We start from the raw sequence: 13,225 nt of genomic DNA, 5'->3' as shown, positions 1-13,225 counted from the left end.
TTGAAGCGGGAAAGGACGGGGTGGCATTGTGAATGATATTAGCTTTGCGGATATTGATCCCGCCAGCGTCGAGGCCTCGGTCATCTCCGTCTACGAGAGGCTGACGAACACCACACTGTACGATGGCGACCCTGTGCGCCTGTTCCTCTGCTCCCTGGCATATGTGATCGCCACCCAGAATCAGGTCATTAATCTTGCGGGCAAACAAAACCTGGTGCGATATGCCGAAGGTCAACACCTGGAAGAATTGGGTAAAGGCGTTGGCACGGAACGCCTGGGCGTATCCCATGCCCGAGCAACGCAGCAGTTTGTTCTGGGAGCAGCACAAAGTTTTGCCGTCATAATTCCCGCCGGTACAAGGGTAACCACAGCCGATCGCAAGATGGTCTTTGCCCTGCATTCCGACCTGGTCATTCCGCCGGGAACGGTCGCCGGATCGGGAATGGTCGTGGCTGACAACGCAGGCTCGGCATGCAACGGCCTTGTGCCAGGGCAAATATGCCTGTTGGTTGACCCACTGCCCTATGTCAAAAGCACGGCCAACACAGCTACCAGCGCCCTCGGCGCGGATGTTGAGATGGACGATGCGTTTCGTGAGCGCATCCAGCTCGCGCCGGAGGCCTTCAGCTGCGCCGGACCAAGTGGAGCATACCGCGCTTTGGCCAGATCTGCACATCAGGATATCGCAGACGTGGCCGTGTGGTCGCCGGAGCCTGGATCGGTAGATCTTCGGCCAGTGGCCACTGGCGGCGAATTGCCCAGCGAGGAAGTGCTTGCGGCCGTGCGCGCCAGAATGTCACCTGATGATGCTGTGCCACTTAACGATACCGTGACCGTGGCGGCTCCAGACTTGGCGTTCTACGACCTGGATGTCGAATGGTCACTTTCCCGCACTGCGTCGGCCATGGCCAGCACAGTCAGCGCCGCTGTTGACGCAGCCGTGGAAAGCTACAGGATATGGCAACGCACAGTGCCAGGGCGGGACATAAATCCTACACGGCTGATCAGCTTAATGGAGCAAGCTGGAGCACGCCGGGTGCATGTTAAAAGCCCCATCTTTACGAAACTCGTACCGCGCCAGCTTGCCCGCGAAACCTCCGTGACGGTGACATTTACGGGGGTGGATGATGAGTAGCCTGGGCAGTCTGGATTTTCTGGATCTGCTGCCCGGCAGCATCTCCGGCGACACCACCATGCAGGCCGCAGCCAGGTCGCTTAATGGCGTACTGCATAGCACCAACTTGGCCATACCCAACCTGCTGCTCCAGGCGCGCCTGTGGAACCAACCCGCAGCAAGCATGCTGTCGCCGCTGGCCAGTCTGACAGAGGCTCGTGAAGGGCTCAAGCCCCTGACAATGGCCGAGCTGGAGCTGCTCGCGTGGCAAATGCATGTCGATTTCCGCGAGGTGGCCACCACCAGGGAGCAACTCGCGGAAATGGTGCGGCAAAGCATCCCCTGGCACCGCATCAAGGGTACACCTGCCAGTGTGCGCAAGGCCCTGGCGCTCTTTGGCTACTCGGCAATTATCGAACCCAACGGACCCGGTCGCTGGTGGGCCACATACCAGCTTGGGCTGCCGGAGCTTGTCGGCCTGGACGATGTGCGCCGCATCGTGGCCATCTGCAATGAGATGGCTCCGGCGCGCAGCAGACTGTGGCGTGTCTATGCGGGATTTGACCGACGCCCCATCGTGCTGACCAAGGGCCCGGCTCTCAGCAATGGATGGCTGACATACTATTCCGGCACGCATGTGCCTGTTGCTGACGACAACGTCATGGTGTCATTCGGCAGTCGCCGGGGGTTTCAGTCCGAGCAGCTCTACCCGGCCGACCTGGCTGCAGGCATGCAGACGTCACTACGCTATGGGGCGCTATGTCCCTACGTCGACCGCTTTATTCTTGGTCGTTCACGACTCACCGCCGACCGCTACCCACGTAACCATAGCTTTGTTGTTGGGCAGATCTCCAGCCTTATCTGGGCAGTGCGGACCGCCGCTGGATGGGACCGCCCATTGCCCCCGTGGCGCATGAATCGAGTACGGCGTGTGGCCAGGTCGCAAATTGTGCTTTCCTGCTCGCCCGACGGCCGCAGCACGGGTACATTGGGCGACAGTAACGCCCGCCTGTCCCGCACGTATGCCACCACCTTTGACGGATATGGCCGCTTGTCATCCATGCGACTTTCTCAGCCCGTGCACCGCGAGGTTCACGAGCTGACCCTCATGACGCACCAGCGTCATGCCTTTGCCCTGGCTGCGGTGAGTGATGAGCCCACGGCACGGCCCTGCGCCACAATTTCTGGCAGCACCGCATTGGGGACCCTGCCGCTTCATGACCTGCGCTGGGGCGGCCCGTGGACCTCCCGGCGCTGGTGGCCATACGTGGCAGAAACAAACATAACCTCTACCTCAACGGAGGACTAACATGGCCCTTGCAACCCTTACCAAAACAGGCCGAGCGGCCATTGCCGCCGCTATAGCCAATGAAAAGCTCTATCTCGCCTGGGGCAGTGGGGATGCGTCCTGGGACGATGAAGGCGCCACGTTGCCATCACTGGTTAATGCAACAGCGCTTATGGCCGAGGTTGGCCGCCGCGTCGTTTCCACTGTTGGCTTTGCTGCTCCGGATGATTCGGGGAGCATTGTCATTCCCGTGAGTCAGGGGAACAACGGGGAGGTGCAAGAGGCGCGTTATAGCCCGTCCGTTACCCCCACGCCGTATCTGTACGTGCTGACAAAATTTGACTTTGCCGACGCCGCCAATGCCGTTATCCGCGAAATGGGCGTGTTCATGGGCGGCTCGCCCGCCGAAGGACTGCCCCCTGGCCAGCGGTATTTTCTGCCTGCTGAAATAGCCGACCCCGGGTTGCTGCTGGCCGCCCAGATTATCAGCCCCTCAATTAACCGCTCACCCAGCGTGCGGCAGAGCGTCGAATTCGTCCTGCCCATATAAGGAGCATCCCATGCCTGAGATCAAAGACCACTACGACAATTTCGATGAAAGCAAGCACTACAGCCGGGTTATGTATCGTGACGGTTACGCCCTGCAGGGGGCCGAACTTAATGAAATGCAGAGCATTTCTGCGGCTCGGGACAGACGCCTCGCTGACGCTTTGTTTGCCGACGGCGACATCGTCAGCGATGCCGGCATTGTTGTTGATGCTGCCACGGGCTCTGTCACCTGCCTGGCCGGGCGCATCTACATCAAAGGTGAGGTGCGGGACGTGGAGTCCGCAACATTTACCGTGCCTACCACTGGCACCATAACCGTGGGTGTGCAGCTGGTGGAAACAGCAATCTCGGAGCTTGACGACCCCGCGCTGTATAACCCGGCCGTGGGCAGCCGTGGCGAAAGCGAAGCCGGGGCCTGGCGGTTGAAGGTAACCGCCGTTTGGGCTCTCTCCACTGATGTGGCCGGCAGCGAATTTTACCCCGTGCACTCCATTGACGACGGCGTACCCAGGGCCAAAGAGACGCCGCCCAACCTTGACAGCTTTAACCAGGGCATAGCCCGCTATGACCGCGATTCGACCGGCGGCGGCACATATGTCAGCTCGGGCATGCTGGTGCGCGCAGCGGACAGTGTTGGGGGCTCGCAGGTGTACACGGTCACTGAGGGCCGCTGCCGCGTGAACGGCTACGGAGTCGAGTTGCTCACCTCGCGCCGGATCAGTTACACGGCAGCGCCCGATCTGCGCTTTATTGACACCGAAGTCATAGAAGCGGACGGCAGCGCCACGCAACGCATCGCCGTTGCGCATCCGCCTATCAATGAGATCACGGCCCTGCGCGTGACCCTTCAAAAGACCGTGTCGCTGGTGCACGGCGCATATGCCGGCGCGTCCGACTCCTTGCCTGATACGTCCGTCATGTCGCTTGTGAATGTCAAACAGGGCGACACTGTGTATGAGGCGGGCAATGACTACAAAAAAAATGGCGACAAGGTTGACTGGTCGCCTGCAGGGGCGGAACCCGATCCTGGTTCCACATACACGGTCACGTACACATATCTGGACAAGAGCCTGACCCCGGGCGATGTGGACTTTGACGGCTTTACCGTCAGCGGCGCGGTGCCTGGCACGGGCATCATGGTGTCGTATCAGCAGGCTCTGCCGCGCATCGACAGACTGTGCATCAGTGCGGACGGCGTGTTTTCATGGCTGCAAGGGGTAGCGTCGGAAAGCAATGCTCTGGCTCCGGCAGTGCCCGCAACCATGCTTTCCCTGGCCAGCATCGTGCAGACCTGGCGCGGCCCCGGAACCGTAAAAAACGACGGTGTGCATGTTGTGCCCTGGAGCGACATGGAGGCCCTTGTAAACCGTGTGGACTATGTGCTGCAGGAAATTGCCCGGCAGCGCCTGGAGGCTGACGTGGCTACCCGCGAGTCTGGCGCACGCGTGGGTATGTTTGTTGACCCGCTGCGCGACGACAGTATGCGAGATCAAGGCATCGCACAGACCGCTGCCGTGGTGGGCGGGGTACTCACCCTGCCGGTTTCAGCCCGGGTGTATGGGCTGTCGGCCGACATTGCAACGCCCAAGGCCCGCAACTACACGCCGCGCGTCCTGCTCGCCCAGCCATACAAAACCGGCAGCATGCTCGTTAACCCCTATCAGGCTTTTGACCCCATGCCCGCTGATGTCGTGCTCGAGCCAGCGGTTGACCGCTGGACGGAAACCAAAACTGATTGGACCAGCACTGAAACCAGACGGATTACAAACATGGTCTACGCGCCTGGGGCGTGGGATCACGGCACGACATACACAAGCACATCAAGCAAGACCGAGGCGGTGGGCTCGACAACGTCCGAGCTCGAGTATCTGCGTCAGATTGATGTGGCCTTCACGATTTCGGGTTTTGGCCCGAAAGAAAAGCTGCAATCAATCGTATTTGACGGTGTTAACGTGTCCGCCAAGCAAAACAATCTGGCTGCCAATGCTTCCGGCATTCTCACCGGCTCTTTCACCATCCCGGCAGACATCCCTGCCGGGGCGAAAGCCGTGGCATTTACCGGAGCAGGCGGCACCAAGGGCAGCGCCACATTTGTGGGGCAAGGCACGCTGACGGCAACCACCCTGCGCCAGGTGCAGACGATCACGTCCACCGTCATCGATCCCCTGGCCCAGACGTTCATTCTGGACGAAGGTGTGCAGCTGGCGGGCGTGGATTTGTGGTTTCTGGCAAAAGGTGGCGAAGTGCGCGTGCAGATCCGCGAGGTGAGCGGCGGCTATCCCACCCGGACCGTGCTTGCCGAGGCCATTGTGCCGTCGTCGCAAATAGTGGTTTCCGGCGGCGGACACACGCGCGTGTTGTTTGATGCCCCTGTGCCGCTGGCTGCCGCCACCGACTATGCCGTGGTCGTGCTCTGCAATGACGCGACAACGGCCCTGGCTATCGCGGAACTGAGCCAGTTTGACTCCACGCTGCAACAGTGGGTGAGCGCCCAGCCCTACAGCGTAGGGGTGCTGCTCTCGTCAAGCAACGCTGTCACCTGGACGGCGCATCAGAACCGCGACCTGACCTTCCGGCTTCTTGGGGCCTCTTTCGCCGATGGGGCCGCCACCGTGCCCCTTGGCAGTGCCACATTGTCCTCTGCCGCCACGGACGTGGTCCTGCTGTCGCTGGCCGAAACCCCAACATCGCAAACACGTCTGGAATACGCCCTGGAGCTGCCCAGCGGCACGGTGCTGACCGTTGCCGAAGGCCAGCCCGTGCGCCTGACGGAGCCCGTCAGCGGCGGTATTTCCGTAACCGCCAAGCTGCTTGGCGACGCCAAGGGGTCGCCTGTGCTTTGGCCTGGCTCACAGTTGCTGGCTGGCAGCGTGCAGGAGTCCGCGGACTACTACAGTCGCAGCATTCCCGCCGCCGGAGCCACGCGAGCCGTGCTCATTTACGATGCCGTCATTCCCTCCGGCGCTGGCGTGACGCCGGAAATACAGATTGACGGCGGCGCGTGGGAAGCCATGACTGTGAGCGGTACCGTCACCCAGGGTGAGGGCGAGGTGGAATTCAAGTTTACATCGGCGTTGGCGGACGCGAGTCTCATTAAAGTACGGCTCGCTCTGACCGGCACCATTGCGGCCCGCCCCCAGGTAAGCAACATCCGGCTTATGGCCGTGGCGTAGGAGCTTTTATGGTAGACAATAAAACTCCGTATCTTGGGCTGCCGCTGCCAGATCTGGCCAACCAGCAGGATGAGGATGTGCCGCGCCTCGCCGAGGCGCTGGCCGGGCTGGACGCGCTTGCCGCCCAGAACGATGCGCGAATGGCGGTCGCGGAGGCTGGCTTGGAGGGTGCAGTCGAGCGAGTCGTGGTTTTGGAAGATGACACCCTGGAGCTGCGAAAAGGCATGGTGGCCCTCTCCGGACGCGTAGACGGTGTGGAAGCAAAGTCGCCTGATCTGGCTAGCAAGGACAAGGCGGGCATCGTTAAAATCGGCGAAGGTATTGCCGTGACGGAAGGGGGAATAATTTCTGTTCCCCCGCCGCCGGAGATTAATCTAGCGACAAAAAACAGCGCTGGAACGGTCATTGTTGGAGATGGTCTTGATGTCTCAGGCCCTATTGAAGAGGGGCAAGGCTTACCCGCCCCCGGTACGCTTTCGCTTGCTGCCCACTTGGATGAAAGCGGAAAAAAATATGGCAAGGGCGACAGTCAGTTTTTCGGGCACGTCAAGCTGGTCGATGACTTTGAGCAGAACGCCGATGCTACAAGCGGTATTTCCATTTCCCCCAAGGGAGTAAAAACGGCATTCGACAGATTGGTTGGCATTATAGGTGAACAGGTTATTACTTCCTCTCGTACCTGGGTTGTACCAGAAACGGGCCGTTATCAAATAACGGCTGTTGGTGGAGGCGGCAACGGGGGTGCCGGGGGAAAAGGAATAAGTGGTTACTATGAAGACAGCTCATGGGCTTGGAGTGGTGGAGGTGGTGGTGGAGGTGGAGCTGGTGAGCGTACACAGACTACGCAAAATCTGACAAAAGGCACCTCATATGTACTTACTGTTGGCGGAGTAAGTGGTACGTCCTCTTTTGGAGCGTTGCTTACTGCGCGTGGCGGAGGTGGCGGCGGAAACGGTGAACCAGGTGGCGGTTGGTCTGGCGGCGAGGCCAGGCCCGGCAACGGTGGCGCGGGTGGGGCTTCCTATGGGAGTGCGGCCGGTGGCGGCGCTGCAGGAAAAAGTGCATTTTATGGCGGTGGAGGTGGTGGCGGAGGTGGTGCGACCTCCTATGATGGCTACTACGGTAATGGCGGCTCTGGTGGGAGAGGGGCTACAGCAAGCGAGAACCCAGGTACTTACCCAGGTAGCGGCGGTTCCGCAGGTCGTCAAGGCTGCATAAAAATCAAAATCGTGCCTGTATAGGGGGATACTATGACTACTTTTTACTCGCCAGATGGCAACCCCGAAATATGGGATGAACAGCCAGAGGGATACATTACTGTCGAAGAATGGGAAGCCGCCCGCGCAGCCGAAGCAGCCGAAGCCGAAGTGGCACGCCTGGCCGAATACAACAAGTCTGAAAACGCAGCCGCCCGCAAACTCACAGCCATTGACGCCGAGACCTCCGCAGCCATTACTGCTGGTTTTGACTACGTGGTGGCTGATGTGACCTACCATTTTTCGTATGACGCCTCAGACCAGCAGAATTTTGCGGACAGCGCCAACGTGGCCATGCTCTCGGCTACGGGCTTGTCGGGCCTGCCTGCCAGTGTGACATGGAACGCCTATAAAAACTGGACGCCTGAAGCTGGGGGCGAGCTGGTGCGGCTGAACTTTGGCCCGGCGGATTTTCTCAATCTGTACGTAGGGGGCGCACTGGCCCATAAAGCGGCAAAAATGCAGATGGGCGGCGCGCGCAAGGCCGCTGTGGCCGAAGCCTTGGAACGTGGCGCAACCGCAGCGGAGATTGAAAGCATATGACGCGCACAGCTGTATTGCTGCACAACGCCAAGCAGCTACTCATCGCCTTCGACCAGCTTGTAAACGCCCTGGCGGGCTTCCTCCTTGCCCTGCTCTGCCTTTGCCCCCGGCTGCCCAGGCCCGGGCTGTGGTGGGCGGATGAAACCATAAGCGCCCACTGTTGGCGCTGGCATATCCACGGCGTGCGCAGTTGGCCGCGCCGCCTGGTCGATGGCATGGCGCTCATCCTGGGCGATGATGATCACTGCCTGGAAAGCTACAAAAGCGAGGTCGAGGGGCGGCAGCTGCCGCCGGAGATGCGAGAGTAGCACTTGCACTCTGCTCTATCTAGCATATGCTTCTTCCATGAAAGTTCTGCTATTACTTATACTCATGCTCGTGCCCGCCCAGGTTTACGCCTGGCCGGGCACGGTTGTTTCCGTTCACGATGGCGACAGCATTCGTGTGCGCCGGTCGGACTCTACGGTTGTCGCTATTCGCATTTATGGAATCGACTGTCCCGAGCTTGGGCAACCGCATGGAGAAGCCGCACGAGACCTGACCTCATCTCTATTGTTGGGCAAAACGGTGGAAGTTGTGCCGGTAGGCCAGCGGCCGAGCATAGACATACTGGGCCGCTGTACGGTTGCTGGATAGCGGTATTGGGTGAGAAAAAAATTGAATGCAGTGGCAAAAGAAACAGAAACGTATTGAGCGGCAACAAATTTGAGGGCAACTGGGGATTGTCATCACATTTAGAATAGTGGTAATATTTTATCACGTAATGTATATACAGGCGTTTTGAGCTGTTTCCACTATTATAATGGGATGTTGCCATGCGTACTGCTGCAAATGTTGGGAAAGTACTTCTTTGCCTTCTGGCGGTTTTATTTGTCTTCGCGGTGCCTCTAGCTGCTGCAGATGTTGTGGAATATCGCCTCAAACAGATAGAGGAAACTTCTGCTGAACAAAAAAAGCAGCTTGATAGACTGGAGCATAGAACTGCAAATATTGAGGAAGACACAACGCTGCTGTCAGGCTTTTCAAATCAGGTCTCAAAGTTTGGGCTGCCCAAATGGGCTGGACAATTTGTCGGTCTTTTATTGACCACTCTTTTGTTGGTGTTTGGGTATCTGAAAGATGCAAAAAGAAGAATTGATAAAATTAAAAAGGAAGCAAAAGAAGAAAAGGATGAAGTGAGCAGAAAATTTAATGATTTCCAAAAAACGCACCAAGCGCTTGAAAGAACGTATCAGAAGATAACGAACAATAATGAGCGGCTTTCGGTGTTGCTGGAACAGGATAACATTGAAAGCAATAACAGGCGCCTCGCGGCGCTTCTGACAAATATAGATGACGGGAATCCCCTATTGCAGCAAGTGTCTGAGGTTCAAAAAGTTGTTGATGTGTTAAAATGTAGTAGTTTAGACTTTATCTGACAGTCCTCTCCGTTTTGACGGATTTTTCTGTCCGATTAGTTGAGCTGTCCGACCTTTTCCATCCAAAGTTGTTTTCCGTCAAGGAGTGTCTGCATAGGCGTTCTGCCACAACACATTTTCCCTTGATGAGTTCGCTTTGAATTGTAGTTGTCTATCCAGGCGTCCAAGTCTACCTGCAACTCGTCCAGAGAGTGATACAGCTTACGCCGAAAAGCAACCTGATAAAACTCCTGCAAGATCGTTTTGTGGAAGCGCTCGCAAATGCCGTTTGTCTGCGGATGCCTGGCCTTTGTTTTGGTATGCTCTATGCCGTTCACGCCAAGATATAGTTCATAATCATGCTGTTCAACCTTGCCGCAGTATTCCGTGCCCCTGTCCGTCAGGATACGGATAAGACCCATTTCCTGTGAGGAAAAGAACGGCAGAACTCGGTCGTTGAGCAAATCGGCTCCGGTGATGGGCGTCTTGGTGGTGTAGAGCTTGGCTGCGGCCCACTTGGAGTATGTATCCACGAAGGTTTGTTGGTAAATGCGCCCCACGCCTTTGATGGTCCCGACGTAAAACGTGTCCTGGCTGCCGAGATACCCGGGATGGTGAGTTTCGATTTCACCACAGGCTTCGTCGTCGTGCTTTTTACGCTCCAGGGCCTGCACCTGAGCTTCCGTCAGCACAAGGCCTTCCTCGGCGGACTTCTTTTCCAGTGCGCGTAAACGCTGTTTCATGGATGCCAGCCCGTGCCGCATCCAGATGGAACGCACTCCGGAGGGAGAAACAAATACACCTTGTTTACGCAACTCGTTACTGGCCCGCACTTGCCCGTGGGCGGGAAAATCGATGGCAAAAGTGGTCACGGCGACTTCCGTGGCTTCTTCAACACGATTTTTCAGATTGGGTTTGCGCCTGCTGACATCAAACAGCGCCTCGACGCCCCCGGCATCTCGTGCTGTTTGATACCGGTAAAAGGTGTCTCTCGAAAAGCCCATGACGCGGCAGGCCTTGGAAATGTTGCCGAGTTCGGCGGCGAGATTCAGAAGTCCGGTCTTGTGCTTGATGACGTTTTGATTGAAGCTTTCCATTGGGATTCTCCGTGGGCATAGTACCCTGTTTGATGGTGCGTTTACACTTCCATCAAAACGGAGAGTCCCTTCTCTTTCAAGGGCTACTGTCAGATCAAGTCGCGACTACCTCAGTTAAAAACGGCACAACCCATCACGCTTGAAGACGCGCTTGCCATGAAAATTGAAGATCTTCGCAATGTCGCTGGGATATACCTGTTTCCGTGCCATGCCCGACTGGCCATGGAGGAAGGAAACTGGGAAGAGGCCTGCTTCTTTTGGCAAAAATATCTTGCGGTCGCCCCTGATAATGCGGTGAGTCTGTATTATCTGGGGTGGTGCTTATTGCAGCAGGGCAAGAGCACCAAAGACATTTTGCCTGCGGACCAGTACCGCCTGTTCATCGAGGCCTGCTACTATTTTGAGCATGTTCTCGCAATGCCTGATCTGCAGGGGCATAAGCACTTTCAGTGGCCTTTGTCCGAGGCGCGATTTCGCGCTTCGTTTTGCTGCGCCGATCCACAGAAGGCCAAGCGCCTCCGGCGGAAAGCCATGGAGAGCCTTGCCGACATTGCCACGCGTGAAAATGCGCACTTCCCAGAAATGGCCGCAATTGTCTTTTGGTTCAACCTTGAATTCCAGCTAGGGTATAGGCAGCGGCGCTTTGTAGCGCGGTTGGCTTTGCTGACCTGCCGTGCAGTTAAGGACAAGTACAATACTGAGAGTAGCTTTTTTGATACATATGGAAATGTACTAACCTTTTATGCTAGATGTTCATCAAGTCATGCGGAACGAAAAAAGATACTACTGTTAGCATTGGAGAATTTTGAATGTAACATTCAATACAGTGAAGGTGATTCCTTTTCAGGCTTGATAAATTCCGGATATTGCCTCACTGAATTGGCTCAAATTGAGCCCGATGATGTGAAGGCCGGTCCATCACTGCAGCGTGCGCTGGATTATTACACGCAGGCTATTGCGCTTAATCCGACAGCTAGTAATGTTTGGAGTAGTGCCGGTTTCAGTCTTATTGAGATTGCTAGGCGTCAAGAGAGTACAGCGGCCAAAAGAAAATCGCTATATGATGCGCGGAAAAAATGCGAAACAGCTGTGGAGCTTGACCCGAAAAACAGTGTCGCATGGAGTAACACTGGCCTTGTTCTTAGGGCACTTGCCTTGCTTGAAAATGATACGGCGCTTCAGTTTAAATTGCTGAACGACGCACTGGAAAAAAGTATGTACGCTGCTGAGCTTGATCCGACAACCATTACCGCCTATGCGAATGCTGGTTATTGTTTACAACAACTTGCTTTTTATGAAAAGAGCGACTCTGAAAAGTGCAAACGGCTGTACGAAGCACTGAAAAACTTTTCTAATGCTTCAATAGAACCTCAACTTGTTGACACGACTATCTGGATTTCCCTCGCGGAAACGCTTATGTTCCTTTCAGATATTGAACATGAATTGGCATCAAAACACGAATTACTGTGTAAAGCAGTAAAAAATATCAAACGCGCTGTGAAGAATGACAAGGAATGTAGTTCGGCGTGGTCTACTTGGGGGGTGACTCTTATAGGGCTTTCCAAACTGGAGCCCGATAACGCCGCGAAAGAAAAATTGCTCCGTGATGCACTTGAAAAATGCGAACAGGCTAAATCTATTGACCCGGCAGAGCCTGCTGCATGGAGCAATGTTGGGGCAACTCTTGTAGAGCTTTCAAGGATGACGCCTGATGTGGAGACCAAGCGGGAATTGCTGCAGAGTGCGGTAGAAAAATACGAGCGTGTTGTGCAGCTTGATTCGACACGCAGCCATTCCTTTTCTCTTTTGGGATCTGCGCTCAAAGACCTTGCTGGCCTTACGACTGATGGCGTGGCCAAAGGCGGATTACTGCGCGATGCACTGAAAAAATTTGCGCGTGCTGTGGAGCTTGACCCGACAGACGATTGGGCAAGGGAACGCGTGGAGAACCTCCAGAGTGAGCTGGCCAAAATGGCATAGGGAAGCGGCGGTTATTTTTGCTTGGGAGTAAGCCCTGGCGCAGGCTGCACGGTGTCCACAAAGCTTTCCGGCACATCAAACAGCGGCTTATAGGCAGTGGAAACTTCACTGGGGGCAATGCCTAATTTACTGCCAATGGCGGCGCTCAAGGCAGCCTCGTCAGTTATGCCCTGCGGCGTCTGATACTGGCTGCGCCACTTGCCCCACAGTTCCTGCATGGTCAGTTCCTGTTTGGTCAGGCCGTTTTCCGCAGCCTTCACCTGCTGCCATGTCCAGTTGTCGTTGCCGGAAACGCCTTTGCCGTCTGGCGCATAGTCCGCAACGGCAAGCTGCGTAGTCGCAACGCCCGCGCCAAACTGCGAATCCAGAGCCACACCCACAAACTGCACGCCAGCCGCCTTGGCATAATATTTGGCAGCAGCAATAACCGTGGCTGCCAGCTGTTCCTTGGTAACTGTGGACGTGTCTTCCAGCGGAATAATCTGCCCCTTGGCGTTTTTGCTGGCCAGAATGATGCGCAGGTTCAGTTTGGTGCGGCCCGTTGTGGCGCGGTGGTCCCTTTTGGCGTCATACACGGCATATGGCAGAGATTTTGCCTTGGCTACGTCCCATGATGGAGCAGCTTCGGCCGGGGGGGGAGTCAAAGCGGACTTGCCAGCAGCATCAAGAGCCATGGCGGCTCCGGCCGCGGCAACACGATCTTCCATGTTGGCTGCATTTGCATCTGCCTGAAATGCAAACAGGATGAACAAAACCAAAAAACCACAGGATTTTTTCATAGCATGCCCCTCACGGTCAGTGGAGCCACAGTCAACAGCTACTTTGTCA

12 protein-coding genes are annotated in these 13,225 nt (G+C 56.4%); 10 read left to right on the top strand and 2 right to left on the bottom strand.

All coding sequences use genetic code 11. The features are described from left to right. Window positions 1–28 precede the first annotated feature (28 nt). The 9 genes from DESU86_RS13655 (at window position 29) to DESU86_RS13615 (ending at window position 9,341) form a co-directional block, all read left to right on the top strand. Window positions 29–1,135 (top strand): baseplate assembly protein, encoded by a 1,107-nt coding sequence (locus DESU86_RS13655; protein WP_179981522.1) that lies wholly within the window; start codon window positions 29–31, stop codon window positions 1,133–1,135. After that, window positions 1,125–2,423 (top strand): phage tail protein, encoded by a 1,299-nt coding sequence (locus tag DESU86_RS13650; RefSeq protein ID WP_179981521.1) that lies wholly within the window; start codon window positions 1,125–1,127, stop codon window positions 2,421–2,423. Before DESU86_RS13655 ends, DESU86_RS13650 begins: the two co-directional genes overlap by 11 nt. Before the next feature lies 1 nt (window position 2,424). Continuing rightward, window positions 2,425–2,952, top strand: coding sequence for a hypothetical protein (locus tag DESU86_RS13645; protein ID WP_179981520.1), 528 nt, complete (start codon window positions 2,425–2,427; stop codon window positions 2,950–2,952). Window positions 2,953–2,962: 10 nt separating this feature from the next. Beyond that, window positions 2,963–6,124 (top strand): DUF4815 domain-containing protein, encoded by a 3,162-nt coding sequence (locus DESU86_RS13640; RefSeq protein ID WP_179981519.1) that lies wholly within the window; start codon window positions 2,963–2,965, stop codon window positions 6,122–6,124. A gap of 8 nt (window positions 6,125–6,132) precedes the next feature. Continuing rightward, window positions 6,133–7,365: a hypothetical protein gene (locus DESU86_RS13635; RefSeq protein ID WP_179981518.1), complete on the top strand. Its 1,233-nt coding sequence runs from the start codon at window positions 6,133–6,135 to the stop codon at window positions 7,363–7,365. A gap of 9 nt (window positions 7,366–7,374) precedes the next feature. Continuing rightward, window positions 7,375–7,923, top strand: a complete 549-nt coding sequence (locus DESU86_RS13630; RefSeq protein ID WP_179981517.1) for a DUF4376 domain-containing protein — start codon at window positions 7,375–7,377, stop codon at window positions 7,921–7,923. Beyond that, window positions 7,920–8,231, top strand: coding sequence for a pseudouridine synthase (locus tag DESU86_RS13625; RefSeq protein WP_332068191.1), 312 nt, complete (start codon window positions 7,920–7,922; stop codon window positions 8,229–8,231). The genes DESU86_RS13630 and DESU86_RS13625 overlap by 4 nt, the downstream gene beginning before the upstream one ends. Before the next feature lie 37 nt (window positions 8,232–8,268). Beyond that, a complete protein-coding gene (locus DESU86_RS13620) occupies window positions 8,269–8,559 on the top strand; it encodes a thermonuclease family protein (RefSeq protein WP_179981516.1) in 291 nt (96 codons plus the stop codon). 179 nt (window positions 8,560–8,738) lie between these two features. Continuing rightward, window positions 8,739–9,341, top strand: a complete 603-nt coding sequence (locus DESU86_RS13615) for a hypothetical protein (RefSeq protein ID WP_179981515.1) — start codon at window positions 8,739–8,741, stop codon at window positions 9,339–9,341. A gap of 35 nt (window positions 9,342–9,376) precedes the next feature. Here DESU86_RS13615 and DESU86_RS13610 read toward each other — a convergent pair whose 3' ends face one another. After that, window positions 9,377–10,417 carry an IS481 family transposase gene (locus DESU86_RS13610; RefSeq protein ID WP_179979759.1) on the bottom strand — a complete coding sequence of 347 codons (1,041 nt, stop codon included), beginning with the start codon at window positions 10,415–10,417 and terminating at the stop codon, window positions 9,377–9,379. 156 nt (window positions 10,418–10,573) lie between these two features. Here DESU86_RS13610 and DESU86_RS13605 point away from each other — a divergent pair, with 156 nt between their 5' ends. After that, the gene (locus tag DESU86_RS13605) at window positions 10,574–12,397 is read left to right on the top strand and encodes a tetratricopeptide repeat protein (RefSeq protein ID WP_179981514.1); all 1,824 of its coding nucleotides are present in this window, start codon (window positions 10,574–10,576) and stop codon (window positions 12,395–12,397) included. Window positions 12,398–12,408: 11 nt separating this feature from the next. Here the strand turns inward: DESU86_RS13605 and DESU86_RS13600 are convergent, their stop codons facing one another. Then, complete coding sequence (locus tag DESU86_RS13600) at window positions 12,409–13,104, bottom strand: DUF4875 domain-containing protein (protein WP_179981513.1); 696 nt, start codon at window positions 13,102–13,104, stop codon at window positions 12,409–12,411. Window positions 13,105–13,225: the final 121 nt, after the last annotated feature.

This window comes from Desulfovibrio sp. 86, assembly GCF_902702915.1.
Taxonomy (GTDB): Bacteria; Desulfobacterota; Desulfovibrionia; order Desulfovibrionales; family Desulfovibrionaceae; genus Desulfovibrio.
Note: the sequence above shows the minus strand (reverse complement) of the source record. Positions and strands in the feature narration are given on the sequence as shown.